This is a genomic window from Planococcus wigleyi (assembly GCF_014836985.1).
Classification (GTDB): Bacteria; Bacillota; Bacilli; order Bacillales_A; family Planococcaceae; genus Planococcus; species Planococcus notacanthi.
Window position 1 is genome coordinate 20,265 of the sequence record NZ_JACSPU010000010.1, and the last position, 21,980, is coordinate 42,244.

Annotated in this window: 17 protein-coding genes and 1 tRNA gene; 14 read left to right on the top strand and 4 right to left on the bottom strand. The window is 47.3% G+C overall.

What is annotated here, in order from left to right; translation table 11 throughout:
• Positions 1 to 186: 186 nt before the first annotated feature.
• From spoVG to H9630_RS18355, 10 genes are all read left to right on the top strand, one after another.
• On the top strand, positions 187 to 471 hold the full coding sequence (spoVG, locus tag H9630_RS18310) for a septation regulator SpoVG (protein WP_191716916.1): 285 nt from the start codon (positions 187 to 189) through the stop codon (positions 469 to 471).
• 244 nt (positions 472 to 715) lie between these two features.
• On the top strand, positions 716 to 2,089 hold the full coding sequence (gene glmU, locus H9630_RS18315) for a bifunctional UDP-N-acetylglucosamine diphosphorylase/glucosamine-1-phosphate N-acetyltransferase GlmU (RefSeq protein WP_191716917.1): 1,374 nt from the start codon (positions 716 to 718) through the stop codon (positions 2,087 to 2,089).
• Positions 2,090 to 2,104: 15 nt separating this feature from the next.
• Entirely contained in the window at positions 2,105 to 3,067 is a 963-nt protein-coding gene (locus tag H9630_RS18320; protein ID WP_006830759.1) for a ribose-phosphate diphosphokinase, read from the top strand.
• 113 nt (positions 3,068 to 3,180) lie between these two features.
• Positions 3,181 to 3,828: a 50S ribosomal protein L25/general stress protein Ctc gene (locus tag H9630_RS18325; protein ID WP_191716918.1), complete on the top strand. Its 648-nt coding sequence runs from the start codon at positions 3,181 to 3,183 to the stop codon at positions 3,826 to 3,828.
• A gap of 105 nt (positions 3,829 to 3,933) precedes the next feature.
• Positions 3,934 to 4,497, top strand: coding sequence for an aminoacyl-tRNA hydrolase (gene pth / locus H9630_RS18330; protein ID WP_191716919.1), 564 nt, complete (start codon positions 3,934 to 3,936; stop codon positions 4,495 to 4,497).
• A 68-nt stretch (positions 4,498 to 4,565) separates the two neighbouring features.
• Complete coding sequence (gene mfd / locus H9630_RS18335; RefSeq protein WP_191716920.1) at positions 4,566 to 8,099, top strand: transcription-repair coupling factor; 3,534 nt, start codon at positions 4,566 to 4,568, stop codon at positions 8,097 to 8,099.
• 75 nt (positions 8,100 to 8,174) lie between these two features.
• Complete coding sequence (locus tag H9630_RS18340) at positions 8,175 to 9,779, top strand: putative polysaccharide biosynthesis protein (RefSeq protein ID WP_191716921.1); 1,605 nt, start codon at positions 8,175 to 8,177, stop codon at positions 9,777 to 9,779.
• Positions 9,776 to 11,239, top strand: coding sequence for a bifunctional methyltransferase/pyrophosphohydrolase YabN (locus H9630_RS18345; RefSeq protein WP_191716922.1), 1,464 nt, complete (start codon positions 9,776 to 9,778; stop codon positions 11,237 to 11,239). Before H9630_RS18340 ends, H9630_RS18345 begins: the two co-directional genes overlap by 4 nt.
• Positions 11,240 to 11,241: 2 nt before the next feature.
• Positions 11,242 to 11,532, top strand: a complete 291-nt coding sequence (locus H9630_RS18350) for an RNA-binding S4 domain-containing protein (RefSeq protein WP_146559535.1) — start codon at positions 11,242 to 11,244, stop codon at positions 11,530 to 11,532.
• A 131-nt stretch (positions 11,533 to 11,663) separates the two neighbouring features.
• Entirely contained in the window at positions 11,664 to 13,106 is a 1,443-nt protein-coding gene (locus tag H9630_RS18355; RefSeq protein WP_225218648.1) for a D-alanyl-D-alanine carboxypeptidase family protein, read from the top strand.
• 55 nt (positions 13,107 to 13,161) lie between these two features.
• Here H9630_RS18355 and argF read toward each other — a convergent pair whose 3' ends face one another.
• Genes argF through H9630_RS18370 form a run of 3 tightly spaced genes read right to left on the bottom strand, consistent with a single transcriptional unit; the run spans position 13,162 to position 18,273 of the window.
• Positions 13,162 to 14,115 (bottom strand): ornithine carbamoyltransferase, encoded by a 954-nt coding sequence (argF, locus tag H9630_RS18360; RefSeq protein WP_191716923.1) that lies wholly within the window; start codon positions 14,113 to 14,115, stop codon positions 13,162 to 13,164.
• Complete coding sequence (locus H9630_RS18365) at positions 14,112 to 17,210, bottom strand: carbamoyl phosphate synthase large subunit (protein WP_191716924.1); 3,099 nt, start codon at positions 17,208 to 17,210, stop codon at positions 14,112 to 14,114. The genes argF and H9630_RS18365 overlap by 4 nt, the downstream gene beginning before the upstream one ends.
• The gene (locus tag H9630_RS18370) at positions 17,203 to 18,273 is read right to left on the bottom strand and encodes a carbamoyl phosphate synthase small subunit (RefSeq protein WP_191716925.1); all 1,071 of its coding nucleotides are present in this window, start codon (positions 18,271 to 18,273) and stop codon (positions 17,203 to 17,205) included. The genes H9630_RS18365 and H9630_RS18370 overlap by 8 nt, the downstream gene beginning before the upstream one ends.
• Before the next feature lie 280 nt (positions 18,274 to 18,553).
• Between H9630_RS18370 and H9630_RS18375 the strand changes: the two genes are divergently transcribed.
• Positions 18,554 to 18,976, top strand: coding sequence for an FtsB family cell division protein (locus H9630_RS18375; protein WP_191716926.1), 423 nt, complete (start codon positions 18,554 to 18,556; stop codon positions 18,974 to 18,976).
• A 116-nt stretch (positions 18,977 to 19,092) separates the two neighbouring features.
• Positions 19,093 to 19,512 (top strand): S1 domain-containing RNA-binding protein, encoded by a 420-nt coding sequence (locus H9630_RS18380; protein ID WP_191716927.1) that lies wholly within the window; start codon positions 19,093 to 19,095, stop codon positions 19,510 to 19,512.
• Between the two features lie 186 nt (positions 19,513 to 19,698).
• Here the strand turns inward: H9630_RS18380 and H9630_RS18385 are convergent.
• Positions 19,699 to 19,772, bottom strand: a tRNA-Met gene (locus tag H9630_RS18385).
• A 126-nt stretch (positions 19,773 to 19,898) separates the two neighbouring features.
• Between H9630_RS18385 and tilS the strand changes: the two genes are divergently transcribed.
• Positions 19,899 to 21,296 (top strand): tRNA lysidine(34) synthetase TilS, encoded by a 1,398-nt coding sequence (gene tilS / locus H9630_RS18390; RefSeq protein ID WP_191716928.1) that lies wholly within the window; start codon positions 19,899 to 19,901, stop codon positions 21,294 to 21,296.
• A gap of 25 nt (positions 21,297 to 21,321) precedes the next feature.
• Complete coding sequence (gene hpt / locus H9630_RS18395; RefSeq protein ID WP_191716939.1) at positions 21,322 to 21,873, top strand: hypoxanthine phosphoribosyltransferase; 552 nt, start codon at positions 21,322 to 21,324, stop codon at positions 21,871 to 21,873.
• Positions 21,874 to 21,980 lie beyond the last annotated feature (107 nt).

A 21,980-nucleotide genomic window follows, 5' to 3' on the forward strand; every position in this document is an offset into this window, starting at 1 on the left:
AACCCATGAACTATGGGCTTGCCTGTATTTTTTTTGCCGATGAACTCAGCTTTCTTTCCGGTTTTTTATTCCATTGAGCAAATTTTCTAATAAGTTTTGTAAATTATGAAGGAGATTAGTCCTTTATGGCGAATACCCATAATTAGGAATGAAAAATAGCAGCTGAGATAAGGGGTGATGAAGAGAATGGAAGTAACAGATGTGAGATTACGACGTGTACAAACCGATGGCCGAATGAGAGCAATCGCTTCTATCACGCTAGACAACGAATTCGTCATCCATGACATTCGAGTGATTGATGGAAATGACGGCTTGTTTGTCGCAATGCCGAGCAAAAGAACTCCGGATGGAGAATTTCGGGATATTGCACACCCGATCAACTCGAGCGCGCGTACCAAGCTTCAAGAAGCTGTCTTAACTGCATATGAGCAAAGTGAAAACGAAGCGGTATTGGAAAATGCCAGCGTTTAATAGAGCTGAATCAAAGGGCCTTCTTTCATAATAAGGGCTCTTTTTTTGTTTGACTTTTTTTGTCATGGTATTGTCATGCTCTGAAACCTTGAAAAATCAAGGTTTTTCCGCTATAGTCAATAAGGAAAAGCGAATTTTTTAATTGACATAGCCAGCTGAAAACTGGATCTATCAAGCAATAGAAGAAATGACTGGATAGGATTGTGAAAAAGGAATTCTATCGGATTAAAAGGAGGGGTAAGGAATGGCAAATACATATGCAGTAATTTTAGCGGCTGGCCAAGGCACACGAATGAAGTCGAAACTGTATAAAGTACTTCATCCGGTTTGCGGCATGCCGATGGTCGAGCATGTAACAGGAAACGTCGAACAGCTCGGCGTTGAAAAAATTGTCACGGTTGTCGGACATGGCGCTGAAAAAGTGCAGCAGCAACTGGGCGATAAAAGTGAATATGCCTTACAGGCGGAACAATTGGGTACGGCACACGCCGTACAACAGACAGCTTCATTGATTGAAGGACTGGAAGGAACGACATTGGTTGTTTGTGGCGATACGCCCTTGATCCGTCCGGAAACAATGCAGGCTTTGCTTGACCAACATGCGGAAACGCAGGCGAAAGCAACAATTTTGACGGCGATTGCCGAGAATCCCACTGGATACGGACGCATTCTTCGCAACAGTGCAGGCATTGTTGAAAAGATTGTCGAGCAGAAAGATGCATCCCCAGAAGAGCAGCAAGTAAAAGAAATCAATACGGGTACTTATTGCTTTGACAATAAAGCATTATTTGAAGCATTGAAATTGGTTTCCAACGATAACGTTCAAGGTGAATATTATTTGCCTGACGTAATTGAGATCCTTCAAAAACAAGGTGAAATCGTTGCGGCTTATGCGACAGACAGCTTTGATGAAACATTGGGTGTAAATGACCGTGTAGCGTTGAGCCAGGCTGAAGGCATCATGCGCAAAAGGATTGCTGAAAAGCACATGAGAGCCGGAGTGTCCATTATCGATCCTGCGACTGCTTACATCAGTGCACAAGCTGAAATTGGAGCAGACACCATTATCCATCCGAATGTCACGATTGACGGCAATTCGAAAATTGGAGAAGACTGCATCATTTCTTCCAATACCCATATTGTCAACAGTGTCATCGGCGACCGTACAATAATCCGCAGTTCTGAAATCCATGACAGCAGCATCGGCACGGATACAGCTGTAGGGCCATTTGCACACATTCGTCCACAGACTGTTTTGGGCAATGACGTGAAAATCGGCAATTTTGTCGAGGTCAAAAAATCAGAAGTCGGGAACGACAGCAAAGTTTCCCACTTGAGCTATATTGGCGATGCTCAAGTTGGCACTGGCGTGAATATCGGCTGTGGGACCATCACAGTGAATTACGACGGGAAAAATAAGTTTCAGACCGTTATTGAAGATGATACCTTTATCGGCTGCAACTCGAATCTGATTGCACCGGTCACTGTAGGCAAAGGATCTTATGTAGCTGCAGGCTCAACCATTTCCAAAGATGTACCTGAGGATTCATTGGCGATTGCTCGCGCGCGCCAGGAAAATAAAGAAGGCTATGCAAACAAACTGAACGGTAAAAAATAGGAGGGTTCACACCTAATGGGCTATCAAAATGCAAACTCAAAATTGAAAATCTTTTCATTGAATTCGAACCAGGAGCTGGCTGAAGAAATTTCTGAACACGCAGGCATTCCGCTTGGGAAAAGTTCAGTTACACATTTCAGCGATGGGGAAATCCAGATTAATATCGAAGAAAGTATTCGCGGTTACGATGTATTTATCGTGCAATCGACATCTCAGCCTGTCAATGAGAACTTGATGGAACTGCTGATCATGATCGATGCCGTCAAACGTGCTTCTGCCCGTACGGTCAATGTTGTAATTCCATACTACGGCTACGCACGCCAGGATCGTAAAGCCCGTTCACGTGAACCGATTACAGCGAAATTGGTAGCAAACTTATTGGAAACTGCTGGAGCTACACGCGTTATTGTTTTGGACCTCCATGCTCCTCAAATTCAAGGATTCTTTGATATTTTGATTGACCATTTGGTGGCTGTCCCATTGCTGTCTGATTACTTCCTTAACGAGAGCGGCATTGATTTGGAAAATGTCATCATCGTTTCGCCGGATCACGGCGGGGTAACACGCGCACGCAAAATGGCAGACCGTCTGAAAGCACCAATTGCAATCATTGATAAACGACGCCCACGTCCGAATGTTGCGGAAGTCATGAACATCGTCGGTAATGTAGAAGGCAAAACGGCCATCATCATCGATGACATCATTGACACGGCCGGTACGATCTCAATTGCTGCCAGCGCGTTAATTGAAAGTGGAGCGAAAGAAGTTTATGCGTGCTGTACACATCCAGTACTTTCTGGACCTGCCGTACAACGCATCAATGATTCAGTTATCAAAGAATTGATCATCACCAACTCGATTGCATTGCCTGAAGAAAAGAAATCTCCTAAAATCAAACAGTTGTCCGTAGCACGTCTATTGGCTGAAACAATCGTCCGTGTACACGAACAAAAATCAGTCAGCACTCTTTTTGATTGATCATCAACAATTTCTTTCTATGCTCCATGTTTCATAAATACAAAGAACGGGTATATACATATTATGTACCTATCGTGATTATGTACTTTTAATATAACTGGAGGCTGAAAGTAATGACTGTAAAAATGACCGCACAAAAAAGAGAAAGCAGCAATAAGAATTCTGCTTTGACCGAACTTCGTTCGAAAGGAAATGTACCGGGCGTCGTCTACGGTTTCCAAACCGAAACAACACCTGTAACTGTTTCTGAAATTGACTTAATTAAAACTTTGCGTGAATCTGGACGTAATGGCGTAATCAACCTGGAAATCGACGGCAAGACTATAAATGTTGTCTTGAGCGATTATCAAATGGACGCCCTAAAAGGAAGCTTTAAGCATGTCGACTTTTTGGCAATCAATATGTCCGATGAGCTTGAAGTGGCAGTAGCTGTTCACTTGACTGGCGAATCTGTAGGCGAAAAAGAAGGCGGCTTTATCACACAACCGAACCGTGAAGTAAATGTTCGTGTGAAACCTTCTGATATTCCGGATGCTGTGGAAGTGGATACCACTGAACTGGCGATTGGCGAAACAATCACAGTGGGCGATATCCGTGGAACTGTATCTTACGAAATCTTGGACGAAGATGACTTTATCCTTGTTTCTGTAACAGCTCCTCGTACTCAAGAAGAATTGGACGAGCTTGAAACTGTATCTGACGAAGATGCAGAACCAGAAGTGGTTGGCAGCGAAGATTCTGAAGAAAACAAAGAAGCGTAAATACGAACAAGAAATAAGGGGCTGTCGAGAGACAGTCCCTATTTTTTTGTTTCAAGATTGGTTATAGTAAAATAGAAGGCAGTGAAAAAGCAAAGGAAGATGGGTATGAAACTGATTATTGGCCTGGGAAATCCAGGTAAAGCATATGAAGATACACGCCATAACATTGGCTTTAAAGTTATTGACTATTTGGCTGCTCAATGGAACGCACCATTGACGCAATCCAAATTCAAGGGCATGTATTCCGTGACCCATAGGCCTGAGGGCAAAGTGATACTCTTGAAGCCATTGACTTATATGAATTTGTCCGGGGAAAGCGTCAGTGCGTTAATGGAATATTACGATGTCGCTCTAAAAGACATCATTGTCATTTACGATGATCTTGATTTGCCGACCGGGCAGTTGCGTTTGCGCCAAAAAGGCAGCGCTGGTGGACATAATGGCATCAAATCATTGATTCAGCATTTAGGCAGCCAAGAATTCAACCGGTTGCGCATTGGCATCAGCCGTCCGCCTGCAGGTATGAAAGTGCCGGATTATGTGCTGCAGCGATTCTCGAAAGAGGAAAGGCCGGAAGTGGATGACGCTATTAAGAAAAGCGCGGCAGCCTGTGAGACATGGTTGTCAAAACCGTATGTAGAAGTAATGAATCAATTTAATGGAGCATAACCGCTTTGACGCATTGGGCGTTCAGAGCTTTTTTCTGTTTCTTATATGTTTTGGAAGGAGGAAGTTGAATGAACCACATTTTACAAACCTTTTCGGAGGATACCCATACACAGAAATTTATAACCGATTTGAAAAAAGGGCAGGACCATCAACTGATTTCCGGTTTATCGGGCAGTGCACGGCCGATTTTCTACCAAACCATCTGGTCTGAAACGGAAAACCCGTTATTGATTGTGACGCCTAATTTATTGCATGCGCAGCGCGTATACGATGATTTGGTGCGTTTGATCGGGGAGGAGCAGGTTCACCTTTACCCAGCGGAAGAGTTGATTGCCGCAGAAGTGTCTTTCTCGGGTCCTGAACTACGGGCCCACCGAATTGATACGCTGGATCACATGAAGAGTGTAGGTAAAGGCGTGTACATCACACCGGTTGCGGGAATGCGTAAGCTCTTGCCAACGAAAGAACAATGGGATTACGCTACACTTCGGATTTCAGAAGGTGAAGAACTGGATACAGACGAATGGTTGTTGAAATTAGTGGCGATGGGCTATTCCCGGACGCCAATGGTGACCACCCCTGGTGAATTCGCACTCCGAGGCGGAATTTTGGATATTTATCCGCTTAACCTGGAACATCCGGTGCGTATTGAATTATTCGATACCGAAGTGGATTCATTGCGGCTATTTTCAGCTGAAGACCAACGTTCTCTCGAAAAAGTCCAGTCATTGTGCATTTTGCCAGCCAGCGAATTGGTGCTGTCGAAAGACCAACGCATCACCCTGGCAGGGAAACTGGAAGCAAAACTGGCAACAAGCTTGAAGAAGATAAAAGCTGACGATACGAAAACATTGATGCTTCAGCATGTCCAACATGACATTGATTTATTGAAGCAAGGTGAAACTCCCGAGCAGTTAGCCAAATATGCTTCGTTGATTGATACCCAAACGGCCTTTCTAGGTGATTATTTCCCGGGAAATGGACTGGTCTTTTTTGATGAACTGGGTCGGATTCAGGAAATGACAGATACGCTGGAACGTGAAGAAGGCGATTGGATCGTTTCGTTGCTGGAAGAAGGCAAGTTTCTTCATGACGTTTCGTTAACGTATACATTCCGCGAAATCATGTCGAAGCTTCAACAGCAAGTAACGTTCCTGTCTTTATTCGTACGGACATTTCCTATGGTTTCGGTTAAGAAGTCGATTGCCTTTTCCTGTAAGCCGATGCAATCCTTCCATGGCCAAATGCATTTGCTGAAAGCAGAAATGGAGCGTTGGACTTTAGGGAAGTTCCAGATCTTTATCGTGGCGCAGGGAGACGATCGCCTGCAGAAAGTACGAGACGTTTTGGCGGATTACGATATGGAAGCTGAAATTGCCTCGCCTTCAACAGAAATCCAAGGCGGCAAAATCTATTTGGTCGATGGTGAATTGTCGACCGGATTTGAAATGCCGCTGCAGCGCTTGACCGTTATTACCGATTCGGAATTGTTCAAGCAGCAGCCGAAAAAGAAAACACGCGCGCAAAAGCTGACGAATGCGGAACGCATCAAGAGTTATTCTGAAATCAAACCGGGCGATTACATCGTTCACATCCATCACGGCATTGGCCGTTTTGTAGGCATCGAAACGCTGGAAAGCGGAGGAGTCCACAAAGATTACCTTCATATTGTCTATAAAGCGGACGACAAATTATTTGTGCCGGTCGATAAAATCGATTTGATTCAAAAATACATCGCGTCTGAAGAAAAAGAACCGAAACTGCATAAAATGGGCGGCGCCGAATGGAAGAAGACCCGGACGAAAGTGTCAGCAGCCGTACAGGATATTGCGGATGACCTGATCAAACTTTACGCAGAACGGGAAGCGTTAAGAGGGTTTGCCTTTTCTGAAGAGCAGGATATGCAGCGCCAATTCGAAGCGGAATTCCCCTACGAGGAAACCGTCGATCAATTGCGCTCCATAAATGAAGTAAAACGTGACATGGAAAATGAACGGCCTATGGACCGCCTGATTTGCGGGGATGTGGGCTACGGAAAAACTGAAGTGGCCATCCGTGCGGCTTTCAAAGCGGTATTGGACGGCAAACAAGTGGCGTTCCTGGTGCCCACAACGATATTGGCCCAACAGCATTTTGAAACAATGAGTGAACGATTCAAAGATTATCCGATCACCGTTGGTTTGATGAGCCGTTTCCGCTCCAAAAAACAACAGACCGAAACCGTTAAAGGCTTGAAGAATGGCTCGGTGGATGTTGTTGTTGGTACGCACCGGATTTTGTCGAAGGATATGCAGTATAAAGACTTAGGATTATTGATCATTGATGAAGAGCAGCGATTTGGCGTCACCCATAAGGAAAAGATCAAACAAATGAAGACCAATGTGGACGTCCTGACGCTGACTGCAACGCCGATTCCACGGACGCTTCATATGTCGATGATCGGTGTGCGCGACTTATCAGTTATTGAAACGCCGCCGGCCAACCGGTTCCCTGTGCAAAGCTACGTCATGGAGCATAACGGCGCTCTTGTGCGCGAAGCCATCGAACGTGAAATGGCACGCGGCGGACAAGTATTTTATTTGTACAACCGTGTAGATGATATGACGCGGAAAGTAGAAGAAATTCAACAACTGGTTCCGGAAGCCCGCGTCGGTTATGCCCATGGGCAAATGAGTGAGACCGAACTGGAATCCGTCATTCTCGGATTCCTGGACGGCGATTATGATGTCCTGGTGACGACCACTATTATCGAAACCGGTATTGATATTCCAAACGTCAATACGCTGATCGTCTACAATGCCGACCGCATGGGCTTGTCGCAGCTCTACCAATTGCGCGGACGTGTCGGGCGTTCGAGCCGTGTTGCCTACGCTTACTTTATGTACCAGCGCGACAAAGTGCTGACGGATGTGGCGGAAAAACGCTTAATGGCAATCAAGGAATTCACAGAGCTCGGCTCCGGTTTCAAAATCGCTATGCGTGATTTAACAATCCGTGGAGCGGGAAATCTGCTCGGTTCGCAGCAGCATGGCTTTATTGATTCTGTCGGCTTTGACCTGTACTCACAGATGCTGCAGGAAGCCATTGAGGAACGCCAGTCAGGAGTCAAAAAAGAAGTGGTGCCGGAAATTGAAATTGCGTTGGACATCGATGCTTATATTCCGGATTCCTATATCAGCGATGGCTACCAGAAGATTCAGATGTACAAACGTGTCAAAGGCATAGAGACGGAAGAAGAAATGATCGAGCTGCAGGATGAATTGATCGACCGTTTCGGCGATATGCCGAATGAAACCGACCGCTTGCTGCGCATTGCCCGCATGAAAGTATGGGCGCGCCAAGTAGGAGTGGAATCGATCAAGCAACATGGCAAAGTCGTAACCATCCGTTTGACTGAAAAAGGCACAGCCAGCATCAATGGCGGCAAAGTGGTGGAGGAATCTGCCGCCTATGGCCGCGCAGTCGGGTTCAGCATGGCGGGCCAGCAGCTGGTCATGTCTATTGATGAAAATAAAACCAAGAAACTGCATCCGTTCGATGTATTGGAAGGCATGATCAAACTATTGCCGGAATCGCTCCGTGAAGAGAAGTCGGTTAGTTAAGTTAAAGGGTGTATAATGGTAAAATCCTTTTTCCCAACACATAAAGTCACTATAAGTAAGAGATGAGTGGATCCGGTGAACAATGAAGGCACAATGAAATCATTTATGAAAGGCGCTGTGCTGCTGACGATTGCTGGATTTATCGTGAAGCTGCTGAGCGCGGTCTACCGGGTGCCTTTCCAAAACCTCGTCGGAGACCAGGGCTTCTATATCTACCAGCAGGTCTATCCGTTTGTCGCTATTTTCGGCATCTGGACTTCCTACGGCTTTGCGGTAGCAGTTTCCAAATTGTTGGCGGATAACAGCAGGCAAGACCACGGTGCCATTCTGCGTGTCGCTTTCATGTATGTAGCCATCATTTCCTTTACCGTTTTCCTGCTGTTGTTTTTGGGTGCGGAACTGCTGGCGGGATGGATGGGCGACAGGCAATTGGATCAATTGTTGAAAGTCGGTTCGTTTTCAGTCTTACTGATGGCGCCGCTCGCCGTGCTGAAAGGCCATTTCCAGTCGCGCAATGATATGGCACCGGTTGCTTACGCCCAAGTGGTGGAGCAAGGGCTGCGCGTATCCGTCATTTTACTCGGTACGTGGGTTGTTGTTTCAAGCGGTTTTTCACTGTATGCTGCAGGGCAGATGGCGATGCTGGGCGCGGTTGCCGGAGGACTTGGGGCCGTGATTCTGCTGCTGCTCTATTTCCGCGGACATTCAAAGATGTTGAGGAATACTTCCGCAATCCGTACTTGGCCAATCATCAAGGAAATGACTGCCGTCAGCATAAGCGTCAGCATGAGTTCCTTGATCCTGTTGCTGTTCCAGCTGGTGGATTCGTTTACCGTTTTCCGTCTATTGGAAGCAAGCGGCATGTCGCGGCTTGCAGCCATGGAGCAGAAAGGCATTTATGACCGGGGCCAGCCATTGGTGCAATTCGGTATTTTGATTGCCACTTCGCTGACTTTGGCGATTGTGCCTTTAGTGGCGCGGACTTCCCGAAAACACAGCGGCAGGCCAGCTGAAATGTACGCCAGGTTAGCTTTCCGTGTATCGTTCCTGTTTGCATTCGCTGCTGCAGTGGGGCTGACTTTCGTCATGCCTTATGTTAATGAAATGCTGTTCCAGACACGCGAACAATCGGGTGCTTTAATCATCTTCAGCTGGCAGATTGTCTGGATGTCCTTGCTGCTGATTATGACGGCAATGCTGCATGGCTTCGGTAAGGTGAGGGTTCCGGCTCTGCTGCTGATCATGGGGTTAGCGGTGAAAGTCGTCGCCAATTGGCTGCTGCTTCCAGTATGGGGAGTAGCTGGAGCGGCGGTTGCAGGAAATATCGGCCTTGCTGTGATTGTCGCTGGCTTGCTGTTTTATTTCAAAAAAGTCTGGCCGCTGCAGTTTGCACCGTGGACCTATTATGCTTGGCTTTTTGGCGCCGCTGCGGCGATGTCTGCAGTCGTGCTGGGCTGGTCGTTTTTGGCGGACAGCTATCTGTTTGATGGCTTATCAAGCCGCTTAGGCGCTGCTCTGACTACGGCAACGGCCATTCCGCTAGGTGCTGGGGTATTCATGGCCCTAATTGCAAGAAGCCGCATCATTACAGAAAAGGAATGGTATATCATTCCGTTCGGCCGCAAACTGGCCGGACTGCAATTAGCAATAAATTCAAAGAAAAAAGGTGAGAAGCGATGAACACCATTCACATAATCGGCCTCGGTGCCGGAGATTTAGATCAATTGCCGCTGGGTGTCTATAAAAAGCTGAAAGCTGCAGAAAATTTATACGTAAGGACCGCAGATCACCCGGTATTGACAGAGCTTGGGGAAGAAGGCGTAACATTCCAGAGCTTTGATGCCGTTTATGAAAAACACGATAGCTTCAGCCCGGTCTATGAAGAAATTGCGGAAACCCTGATCGGCCTGTCCCAACAGGCCGCAGTGATCTATGCAGTGCCGGGCCATCCATTAGTGGCGGAACAGACAGTGCAAAATTTGATCGAAGCTGAAAAGCAAGGACGTTGCCAATTAGCCATCGAAGGTGGGCACAGTTTCCTGGATTCGCTATTCGGTGCGCTTCGCATCGATCCGATCGAAGGTTTCCAATTGATGGACGGTACGGAGATGACCAGCGATCAGGTGAACATGACACAGCATCTGCTGATTGCCCAGGTTTATGACAGCTTCAGCGCATCGGAAGTCAAATTGACGTTGATGGAAAAATACCCCGATGATTATCCGGTGACCATCGTGACAGCGGCCGGATCTGCAGACGAAGTGCTGCGTACCGTACCGCTTCATGAATTGGACCGCTCGACAGAAGTCAACAACTTGACGACCGTCTACGTGCCACCCGCAGAGGAACAAACGCAGCGTCTGAAAGAATGGCAGACTTTCCGCAGCATCATTGCGAAGCTGAGAAGTCCTGAAGGCTGTCCGTGGGACCGTGAGCAAACGCATGAGTCACTGAGCCCATATTTGATCGAAGAAGCCCATGAGTTGCTTCAGGCGATTCGGGAAGGTGACGATGATGCGATTGCCGATGAATTGGGGGATGTGTTGCTGCAAGTGTTCCTGCACGCACAAATCGGGCAGGACAACGGCTACTTCCAATTGGAGGATGTGCTCGAATCCATCAGCGCCAAAATGATCCGCCGCCATCCACATGTCTTTGGTGATGTGACGGCTGAAGACTCTGATCAGGTTGTCGCTAATTGGCAGGAAATCAAAGCACAGGAAAAACCGGCTGCAGATTCTTTATTGGCAGGGCAGGACCGCTTCAGTTCTTCCTTGACCACATCGTTCAATTACCAGAAAAAAGCGGCGAAAGTCGGTTTCAGCTGGCCGAATGCTGCAGGTGCATGGGATAAATTCCATGAAGAATTGCAGGAGTTCCAACAGGAAGTGGCGAAAGGTTCCAAAGCCCGCCAATTGGACGAACTCGGCGATTTATTGTTTACCTTGGTGAACCTTGCCCGGTTCTTCGATTTGTCACCGGAAGAAGCGATGATGCAGGCGAACCGTAAATTCCAAACACGTTTCCGCTACGTGGAACAGCAAGTAGAAGAAGGAACCGGAAACTTCAGCGACTACACATTGGAGCAGCTGGATGAATTTTGGAACCAAGCCAAACTGTTGGCAAGAAAGGAAGACTGACCATGCGACTCGATAAATTTTTGAAAGTGTCCCGTTTGATCAAACGCCGGACCTTGGCAAAGCAAGTGGCTGACCAAGGCCGCATCACGGTAAATGGCAATAAAGCCAAAGCCAGTTCGGTCATTAAAGAAAACGACGAACTGCAAATCCGTTTCGGCCAAAAAGTGGTTACGGTGCGCATCGATGGACTGAAAGAAGTGGCGAAAAAAGAAGAAGCAGCCAATATGTACACTATCCTTAAAGAAGAAAAGTTGGAAAAGATCGAACCTGAATTTATTGATGACGAAGCATAAGCATTTGCCGAAGCCTGCCCAGTGCAGGCTTTTTTTCTGATTAAAATGCACCATGGAAAAGGCCTCTCATTTTCTATACCATGGAAAATAGAAAACAGACAGATTCGCCGCAAGGGATCTGGTGAAAGGAAATGATGGCATTGCCAAAAAAAACGATGGCTAAAAAAATCGGATTATCGGCCGCTGCCTTGATGATTGCTGTTTCGGTGGTTCCTCCGCAACAAACTTCACAAATCGGCATGAGCCAGGCCAGCGCCGCAAGTTCTTTCAAAGACGTCACCACGTTCAAAAAGGAGGTTGATTTCCTGGCAGGACAGGGGATCATTAACGGCTTTCCAGACGGCAGTTTCCAACCGGCAGCCACCATTACCCGCCTGGATGCGGTGCGTATGATTCTGCGTGAAATGAAACCTAAGAAAACCACTGCTCCGGATCCGGGCTTTGCAGACTTGAAACCAGGTATTGCCGGATATGAAGAAGTTGCCAAGGCTGTTGAACTTGGTTTTATTGGAGGCAAAGAAACAGGGGAGGGCATCAGGTACTTTGATGCCAAAGGAGCTTTGACCCGTGCGGAGATGGCTAAAATTCTCACGAGAGCCTATCGCTTAACTGCCGATAAAGGTGTTGTCTTCTCAGATGTCAGTTCTGCTCATTGGGCGAATGCATACATAAGCCGGTTGGCGACGGCCGGCATCACCAATGGTTTTCCGGGAGGGGCATTCAAGCCGGCAGAGCCTTTGCAACGCCAGCATTTTGCTGGATTCATGGCACGGCTGTTGGCTCCGGAGCTGTTCCCGATCGCCAAAGCGCAGCCTGGCAAACCCGTCACATACGTCACCCTTGACCAATTGAACATGCGCTCCAAGCCGGGTGCCAGCAATCCGATTGTGGGTTCGATACCTAAAGGGAAAATGGTCGAGTATCTTGGAAAAGACGCCAATTGGTATAAAGTGAAGTACGGCCAAAAAACCGGCTGGGTCAATTCAGCTTACTTGAGCAACGAAACGCCAGGCAAAGCGGCAGTTTATCCGGCACCTTCCACTGAAACGCCGGGAACTTATGCATCAGGTGTGCTGATCGTCAATAAAAAATACGGCCTGCCGTCCAGCTACAATCCGGGCGTCAGCAAACTGGCTCAAAAAGCGTTGGACGCCATGACCGGTGAGGCGAAAAAACAAGGAATCCAGCTGACATCGTTCAGTGGCTTCCGTTCTTATGCGTATCAAAAAGAGTTGTACAACAGTTACGTCAGCAAGCATGGGGCAGCGGAAGCCAACCGCTTCAGCGCCAAGCCCGGCTATAGCGAGCATCAGACTGGATTGGCATTCGACTTTGGCGGAAGCGATCAATCCCAATGGCTGAAAGAATCGTTCGCCGCCACAAAAGAAGGGAAATGGCTGGCAGCCAATGCCCATCGTTATGGCTTTATTCTCCGGTATCCGAAAGGCAAAGAAAAAATTACAGGCTATCTGTATGAACCGTGGCATTACCGCTATCTGGGATCTGAATTGGCCGGGCAAGTGAAGAACAGCGGCAAGACTCTGGAAGAGTACTTGAAAGTTAACGGCAAGTAGACAAAAAACACCTCAGGAATCCATGGATTCCTGAGGTGTTTCTGTTTGCTGTGGGTTATTTGTCGCCCATCAAGGCAACAAGAACCGCTTTTTGAGCATGCAGGCGGTTTTCAGCTTCCTGGAAAATCACCGAATGCGGACCTTCCAAAATAGCTGTCGTCACTTCTTCTTCACGGTGTGCGGGCAGGCAGTGCATGAAAATGTAATCTTCATTGGCATGCTTAACGAGTTCTTCATTGACCTGGAAGCCTTGGAAGTGCTGCAGGCGTTCGATGGTTTCCTGCTCTTGCCCCATGCTTGCCCAGACGTCTGTATAGACCACGTCGCTTCCGGCAACCGCTTGTTCAGGGCTTTCCGTAATTTCGATTTTCGAGCCGGTATATTGGGCAATGTCTTTAGCCAACGCTACCATCTTTGCAGTAGGTGCATAAGCGGCAGGCGAAGCGACGCTGATGTCCATGCCGACTTTGGCAGCGCCGATCATCAACGAGTTGGCCATGTTGTTGCCGTCTCCGATATAGGCCATTTTCTTGCCTTTCAAAGTGCCGAAATGTTCGAGAACGGTCATCAAGTCCGCCAGCACCTGGCACGGATGGAAATCATCCGTCAAGCCGTTGATGACGGGAATGGAACTAAAGTCTGCCAGTTCCTGGACTACAGATTGATGGAACGTACGGATCATTAATCCGTCCAAGTAACCGGACAGTACGCGCCCGGTATCGGGAATGGTTTCTCCTCGGCCGATTTGCGTGTCCTGTGAGCTCAGGAACATGGCGTTGCCGCCCAGTTGGAGCATTCCGGCTTCGAAGGAAACACGTGTGCGGGTGGATGATTTTTCGAAAATCATGCCCAGCACTTTGCCTTTCAACAGCGGCAGGTATTTGTTCTCAGGTTTTTTCAGTTCAATTGCCAGGTTCAGCAAATCCATGATTTCGTCTGTGCTGTAATCTTTCAGGGACAAGAAGTCCTCTTGGACAATCGATGGAGCAAACGGGATCGCCATTGTCATTTTGCAAGCACTCCTTTCGCTAATGCGGTAATGGATGAATACGTTCCGTTGAAGGCTGCTGCGGTTTCAGGGCGTGTCCATACGTGGAGACGGTGAATGGCAGCTTGCTTCGCGTTGGTGCTTTCCGGGTCAGGGGCAAAGTCGATATAAACTTTCTTCGTTTCTGTTTTCAGCCATTCCTCGAAAGGCATAGTCGCTTCTGTGACAATCCTGAACCCGAGTGCTTCCCATGAAGCGTTGTCCACTTGGTCAATTGAACTGTCCTCGGCAAACACTGTCCCGCCGTCGGCCAAATTGGCCAATTGGACAGAGGCACCGGTCAGCGCTTTCGCCAATGCGGTATCGAGGTCAGGGCTTGAACCGATTACTTCACCTGTCGACATCATTTCAGGAGACAGGACAGGCGATAATCCAGGAAGTTTGATATGGGAGAACACCGGCGCTTTCACGGTATATTCCGGCTGTCCATTATAGCTTTCTTCAATATGGAGCTCTTCAAACGGCACTCCCAGCAATAAAGCCGTAGCGTGCTGAACGAGCGGCACATCCGTCACTTTCGAGCTGATCGGCGCTGTCCGCGAAGCGCGCGGGTTGATTTCCATAACGAATAATTGATCGCCTTCATATACGAACTGGATATTGAACAAGCCAGTATAATCCATGTTGGTGGCAATGTGCTTCGCTGTTTCAGTAAGCTCCACAATGGCCTGTTGCGATAAGGAAACGGGCGGCGTGATGGAAATGCTGTCGCCGGAATGGACGCCGGTTCCTTCAACGTGTTCGAAAATAGCGGAAACCCAGACGTTTTCGCCATCGGTCAGGATATCGGCTTCGACTTCTTTGCCGGTGACAAAATGATCGACCAGTACAGGGAATTCCATGGTTGTCTGCTGAAGCCATTCGCTCAGCTCCGTTTCATTCTGCAACACGATCATGCCGCGTCCGCCGATGACGTAAGAAGGGCGAAGAAGCACCGGGAAACCGAGTGAGCGGGCTGCCGGGATGACAGCAGTAGCTTCGAGAGCTGTTTTGCCTGGAATGGTCGGCAAGCCGATTGACTCCAGAAAGGCATAGAACCGGTCACGGTCCTCCATTTGATCCAGCAGATCCACAGTAGACCCAAGAACGGTGATGCCGGCATCCTGCAGGGCAGCTGCCACATTCAAGGAGGTTTGGCCGCCGAACTGGAGGATGACTTGGTTGATGCCTTCAAAATCCAGGACATTGAGAATATCTTCCGGCGTCATCGGTTCAAAATACAGCGCGTCTGCCACTTCATAATCGGTACTGACGGTTTCAGGATTATTGTTGATCATGATCGCTTCGTAACCAAGTTTCTGTGCGGCCATGACACTGTGTACGCAGCAATAGTCGAATTCGATGCCTTGTCCGATGCGGATTGGCCCTGATCCAACAACCGCCACTTTTTTCTTGTGGTGAGAGCGATCGACATCGGAAGAACCTTGCCAGGTCGAATAAAAATAATTGGTATCTGAGCGGAATTCAGCGGCGCATGTATCGATCATGCGGTAAGCGGGCGTCACTTGCCAAATGCGGCGCTGCCCCCAGATTTCGGGGCAAGAGACATTCCAAAGGTCAGCCAACTGCTGATCGCTGAATCCGAGCGTTTTGGCTTGCAGGAGGCGGGAACGTGTCATGCTGTTCCAATCCAATTGCTGCAGTTCCTGCCATTCGTTCACGATATTGGCCATCACCGACAGGAAGTAAGGGGTGATCCCCGTGATGTTGTGAAGAAATTCAATGCTCTGTCCACGCACCAGCAGTTCAAAAAGAACAAACAGCCGGCGGTCATCGGCTTCGATCGCCAATTGGCATAAGCTATCAGTAGGAAAATCAGCAAGTGCCGCCAGACGGAAGCCATCAATCGGCAGTTCCAGTGAGCGGATTGCTTTTTGCAGCGCAGCTTCCATGCGCCGTTCGATGGCCATGACTTCGCCGGTCGCTTTCATTTGTGTGCCGAGTCTGCGTTCCGCCTGCGGAAACTGGTCAAACGGCCAGCGCGGAATTTTTACCGCTACATAATCCAGTGCAGGTTCGAAGCTGGCGAATGTTGTACCGGTCACTGGGTTTTTCAATTCTGCCAATGTGTAGCCGATTGCCAATTTAGCGGCAATCTTAGCGATTGGATAGCCTGTTGCTTTTGAAGCGAGTGCCGAAGAACGGCTGACACGCGGATTGACTTCTATCAGATAATAAGCAGAAGTTTCGGGATGCAGTGCGAACTGGACATTGCATGCGCCGATGATGCCAAGTGCTTCGATGATATGGATGGAAGCGCTCCGCAGCATATGGAAATCTTTGTCGTTCAGAGTTTGGCTTGGTGCCACCACAATCGAGTCGCCGGTATGTACGCCGACAGGATCCAGGTTTTCCATATTGCAAATGGTGATGCAGGTGCCATCTGCGTCACGCATGACTTCATATTCGATTTCCTTGTAGCCGGCGATGCTGATTTCTACCAGGCATTGTTGGATGGGGCTTGCGCTTAATCCTTGTTTTACCAGCTTGATGTAAGTTTCCTCATCTTCGGCAATTCCGCCGCCAAAGCCGCCGAGTGTATAAGCGGGGCGCACGATGAGGGGGTAGCCGGCTGAAGCAGCAAACTCCAAAGCGCCTTCAATCGAGTAGATGATGTTGCTGTCCGGGACCGGCTCGCTTAACTCATTCATCAAGGAACGGAATTGCTCGCGGTCTTCAGCTTGTTTGATGGCTTTCATATCAGTGCCAAGCAAGGTGACGCCGTATTGCGCCAAAATGCCGGAATCGGATAAAGCCATCGCCAAGTTCAGGCCAGTTTGTCCGCCGACTGTTGCGAGTAAACCATCTGGGCGCTCTTTCTCGATGATGGCCGTAGCGCTTTCCAAGGTCATCGGTTCAAAATACACTTGATCGGAAACGGATTTATCAGTCATGATCGTCGCTGGGTTATTATTGATCAGGATTACATGGATGCCTTCTTCTTTCAAAGCCAAGCATGCCTGTGTGCCGGAATAATCGAATTCTGCAGCTTGTCCAATGACAATGGCGCCAGAACCGATGACCAATACTTTTTTGATTTGCTGTTGCTTAGGCATGCATTTTCACACTCTCTTTCTGTTGTGCCGCCGCCAGAAACTGATGGAATAATTCGAGGTGGTCAGTTGGTCCCGGCGCTGCTTCTGGATGGAATTGGACGGTCTTCAATGGCAAGGTGTCGTGGACTAGGCCCTCGACACTGCCGTCGTTGACGTTTTCGTAAAGGACAGAAAACGGGGTGTCCTGCAAACTGTTTTTTTCGACCACGTAACTGTGGTTTTGTGAACTCATGCTGACCCGTTTAGTCTGCAGGTTCATCACAGGATGATTGGCTCCCCGATGTCCATATGCCAGTTTTGTCGTTTTTGCGCCAAAGGCAGAAGCCAGTACCTGGTGTCCAAGGCAGATGCCAAAGCTTGGGTAGCGTTCAGCCCAATCTCGATATGTAGGAAATAAATGCTGAAGTGCTGCCGGATCTCCAGGGCCATTTGAAAAAAGCAGCCCGTCCAGTTGGAGCGAATCGAGCGTTTCTGTAGCAGTTGCATATGGAATGATGCTGACTCGGCAATCCAATTCGAGCAGTTCATTTAAAATGGAGGATTTATAATGGAAATCAATCAAACCGATGTGGGCAGAACCCGATCCGACGGTCTGGATTTTGTCTGTGGTTGTGGTGGCCGGGAAAAAATAGGTCTGTACGGGTTCCCAGGCCAATTCCGGCAAAGAAGTATGGATTAGTTGGGATTGCATGGTTCCAGACTCGCGGACATTTTGGATGACCGACCGTGTATCTACACCACTCAAAATCGGAATGCCGTGGTTTATGGCAAATTCGGCGAGTGGAATGGAATCTTTGCTCAAAGGCCCATCATACAAGCCGGCAACAATGATGCCGGCTACTTGAATGGAATCAGACTGCGCATAAAGGGATTGGATGCCATATTGACCAATCAGCGGATAGGAAAACACAATGATCTGGCCTTTATAAGAGGGATCTGTCAGAACTTCTTCATAACCGGTCATGCCTGTAAAAAATACAACTTCTCCTTGAATGGCAGAAGATTTGCCGTGCCAATGGCCTTTAAATGTTTGTCCATTCGATAATGTTAACAATCCGGTCATACACTTCACTCCAATTTTATTCATTAATTTTGTATATTTATTAGTGTGATTTTATTTTTTATGTGTAAAAAGCTTATGAATGTTCATATAAAGATAATGATTAGTATTATAAGACTGTATAAAAATTAAGTCAATAGTATTTTTATTAATAAAAATAAAATTGAGAAGAATATAACGCCGAGAAATGCAGTGAAAATAGGGAAAATTATAGAAAAAGCTTATAATATCAAGGGTTTTCATGTATAATAATGACAAAGTTAGTAGGGAAGGGGAGCGGGTCATGAGTTTGAAGAGAGATCAAAAGGCGGAAACGCGCGAAGTCACCTCAATTCGCAATGACTATGTCCGTTCAGTAGAAATGGAAGGGGAACGCAAAAAAGCGCATCGAGTCCGGTTGTTCAGACGATTGACCGTCTTTGGCCTGCTGGTCCTGATGGCCACCATTTGGGTAGGCTCCACCATTTATGCACAAACACAGACGATTTCTGAAAAAGAAGAGCTTCGTATACAAGCTTTGCAGCAGCTTGAAGAGGTTGAAAAACAGCAGAGCCAACTGGAAGAGCAAATTCTACTACTGAATGATGAAGAATATTTAGCGAAATTAGCGCGTAAAGATTATTTCCTATCAGATGAAGGAGAAATCATTTTCACTACACCTAATACTGAAAAAAAAGATGAAGAAAAACCATCAGAAGAAGAGTAGTCGGTTGACACTCTTTTTTTGATGGTTATAATAAAAAGTGGGACAAGTCCCGCAAAATGACAGTGTGGCCCAGCTTTTTGGAGTCATCTTAATTTTTAAGGAGGAGCATTTTTTTTATGTCGATTGAAGTAGGCAGCAAGTTAGAAGGTAAAGTCACAGGTATTACAAACTTTGGAGCATTTGTTCAGCTTCCAACTGGTGCAACAGGCCTCGTGCATATAAGTGAAGTCGCCGACAATTATGTCAAAGATATCAACGATCATCTTAAAGTTGGCGAAATGGTAGAAGTGAAAGTCATGAATGTAGAAGCAGACGGTAAAATCGGTCTTTCCATTCGTAAAGCGAAGCCACAGCCAGCAGGCGGAACAGAACGACCACAACGACCACGCCCAAGCAATCGTTCATTTGATCGCGCTCCAAAAGAGAACTTTGAAACTAAAATGGCGAAGTTCTTGAAAGACAGCGAAGAAAACATGACGACCTTAAAACGCGCTACTGAATCAAAACGTGGCGGCAGAGGGGCAAAAAGAGGCTAACTTGCTAGCTGTTTTAATAGTATAGGGAAATGCTTCAACTCAGCTGGAATTTAATATTGAAACGCTTCTCACTTTGGGAAGCGTTTTTTTTAGCACATTCCGAAAGTTTGGCGAAGGTTTCCATGAAAAAAAGCAGCGCCTTTATAAAGGCGCTGCTTGGTATTAAGGTATTCAATTGAAAAATGATGGCGGCAGAGGGGATCGAACCCCCGACCTCACGGGTATGAACCGTACGCTCTAGCCAGCTGAGCTACGCCGCCTTGTTTAAACGAACATTTAATAGCATACTATTGAATGTTGGACATGTCAATTGCAAATTGAAATTTTTTTAACCTAACCTTCTCCGGTATTTGAAGAAAGAAGGCTTAGGCAAGTGAGGTGAGGAAATGAAGAGTTTTCAAGAGCGGATGATGCAGCATATCCACAAACACCAATTATTTGAACCAGGCGATCTGGTGTTGGTAGGCTGTTCAGGTGGGATTGATTCCATGGTATTGCTCCATTTCCTGAATTCAAAAAAAGAGGAGCTTGGCATTTCGCTGGCTGCAGTGCATGTCGACCATATGTTGAGAGGCGAGGAATCCCATCAGGATCGGTTGTTCACGGAAGCGACAGCGACTGAATGGGAAATCGGATGCTTTAGCCGGGCGGTTCCAATTCCGGCCATATGGAAAGAACAAGGCGGCAACAAACAGCAGGTATGCCGTTCGGAAAGATATCATTATTTTCAGGAAGTCATGGAACAGACCGGTGCCGCTAAGTTTGCAACCGCACACCATGCCGACGATCAGCTCGAAACGATTCTTATGTCAGGCGTGCGAGGAAGCCTTCAGGACGGCTCATTTGGAATGCAGGCCAGTCGGCCGTTTGGTCCGGGCTTTTTGATACGGCCTCAATTGGCAGTGACAAAGGAACAGGTTGCCGCGTACGCTGCACAGCATAAAGTCTCTTATCGGGAAGATTCCAGCAACCAAGAAGCAGTCTATACACGGAATCGTCTGCGCCAGCGGATTTTGCCGCTCCTTAAAGAAGAAAACAGCCAAGTCTCCCAAAATTTCGTGGAGTTGGCTGAAGATATGCAGCAGGATCAGCAGTTTCTCCAGGATTTGGCCCAAGAGAAATTACAGCAGTTGATCCAGGTCAAAGAAGATGAAATCAGTTTGTCTGCCAAAAGTTTCAGACTTGAAGCGTATGCTTTACAAAAAAGAATGGTTCTACTACTATTAAACTATCTATATAATCGGAAGCAAGTTCCCGTAACAAGACAGCTGGTTGAGCAAATGCAGGAGATGATGCAGAGCTCAGCGGGCACTGTTTTTTTACATTTGCCGCAAAATTATGTAGCGACCCGCCAATACGACACGGTTTTCCTCAATCGCCAATCGTTGGGAAAAGTGGCCGGAACAGACCCTGTACGCCTTACCGGGGATTGGTCGCAAGTTTATTGTGGCTGCCGATACAGAGTGCTGCCGTTCACCCAATTTGAACAAGCGGAAGATGCTGCGGTCTGGCATTTTTGCGCACCGGAAGATTCGCGATTCTTTGTAAGGAACAGAAAACCGGGAGACCGGATTCTGCTTGCTGGAATGGATCAACCGAAAAAATTGGCCCGCTTGATGATTGATGAAAAAATCCCTGTGCCTATGAGAGAAAGTTGGCCTGTCATTGCGACTGACAAAAACGAACTTTTATTAGTGCCAGGCATACGCCCATCCGCCAAGGTCAGCCAGCAAAGATGTGACGGAGACAATTGGGTACTAATTGAACAATTTAATAGAATGTAAAACAAGGAATACTAGGAGGTCCACCATTTTGCAGAATGACATTAAAGAAGTATTGATCAGTGAAGAACGGTTACAGGAAAAAGCCCGTGAATTAGGAGCGGTGTTGACAGAGGACTACAAAGACAAATATCCGTTGGCTATCGGCGTCTTAAAAGGTGCAATGCCTTTCATGGGCGATTTGATGAAACGCATTGACGGTTACGTCGAAATGGATTTCATGGATGTCTCAAGCTACGGCAACGCTACCGTTTCTTCTGGAGAAGTTAAAATCATCAAAGACTTGAACGCCAGTGTCGAAGGGCGTGATCTCCTGATCATCGAAGACATCATTGACAGTGGATTAACACTCAGTTATCTAGTTGACCTGTTCAAATACCGGAAAGCGAAATCAATCAAGATCGTTACCTTGCTGGACAAGCCAACAGGACGGAAAGTAGACTTGAAAGCGGATTATGTCGGCTTTGTAGTGCCTGATGCATTCGTTGTAGGTTACGGGTTGGACTATGCAGAAAGATATCGGAATCTGCCTTATATCGGAATCTTGAAGCCTGCAGTTTATAGTGGAGAAGAAGGATAGACAATGTTCGTTCACAGTCTGTTTATTTAACAGCGGGAATAAGGCCTTTTCGTTGTATGCTTAAATGTTCCTATGGTAGTATTTAGTATAGTTTTAGGGAAACTTTA

Coding starts and splice junctions, on each gene's coding strand:
- tilS (WP_191716928.1), top strand. CDS start 19,899: ATGAAGAGTTTTCAAGAGCGGATGATGCAGCATATCCACAAACACCAA.
- H9630_RS18375 (WP_191716926.1), top strand. CDS start 18,554: ATGAGTTTGAAGAGAGATCAAAAGGCGGAAACGCGCGAAGTCACCTCA.
- mfd (WP_191716920.1), top strand. CDS start 4,566: ATGAACCACATTTTACAAACCTTTTCGGAGGATACCCATACACAGAAA.
- H9630_RS18320 (WP_006830759.1), top strand. CDS start 2,105: ATGGGCTATCAAAATGCAAACTCAAAATTGAAAATCTTTTCATTGAAT.
- glmU (WP_191716917.1), top strand. CDS start 716: ATGGCAAATACATATGCAGTAATTTTAGCGGCTGGCCAAGGCACACGA.
- H9630_RS18345 (WP_191716922.1), top strand. CDS start 9,776: ATGAACACCATTCACATAATCGGCCTCGGTGCCGGAGATTTAGATCAA.
- spoVG (WP_191716916.1), top strand. CDS start 187: ATGGAAGTAACAGATGTGAGATTACGACGTGTACAAACCGATGGCCGA.
- H9630_RS18365 (WP_191716924.1), bottom strand. CDS start 17,210: ATGCCTAAGCAACAGCAAATCAAAAAAGTATTGGTCATCGGTTCTGGC.
- H9630_RS18380 (WP_191716927.1), top strand. CDS start 19,093: ATGTCGATTGAAGTAGGCAGCAAGTTAGAAGGTAAAGTCACAGGTATT.
- H9630_RS18325 (WP_191716918.1), top strand. CDS start 3,181: ATGACTGTAAAAATGACCGCACAAAAAAGAGAAAGCAGCAATAAGAAT.
- argF (WP_191716923.1), bottom strand. CDS start 14,115: ATGACAATGGCGATCCCGTTTGCTCCATCGATTGTCCAAGAGGACTTC.
- H9630_RS18355 (WP_225218648.1), top strand. CDS start 11,664: ATGATGGCATTGCCAAAAAAAACGATGGCTAAAAAAATCGGATTATCG.
- H9630_RS18350 (WP_146559535.1), top strand. CDS start 11,242: ATGCGACTCGATAAATTTTTGAAAGTGTCCCGTTTGATCAAACGCCGG.
- pth (WP_191716919.1), top strand. CDS start 3,934: ATGAAACTGATTATTGGCCTGGGAAATCCAGGTAAAGCATATGAAGAT.
- H9630_RS18370 (WP_191716925.1), bottom strand. CDS start 18,273: ATGACCGGATTGTTAACATTATCGAATGGACAAACATTTAAAGGCCAT.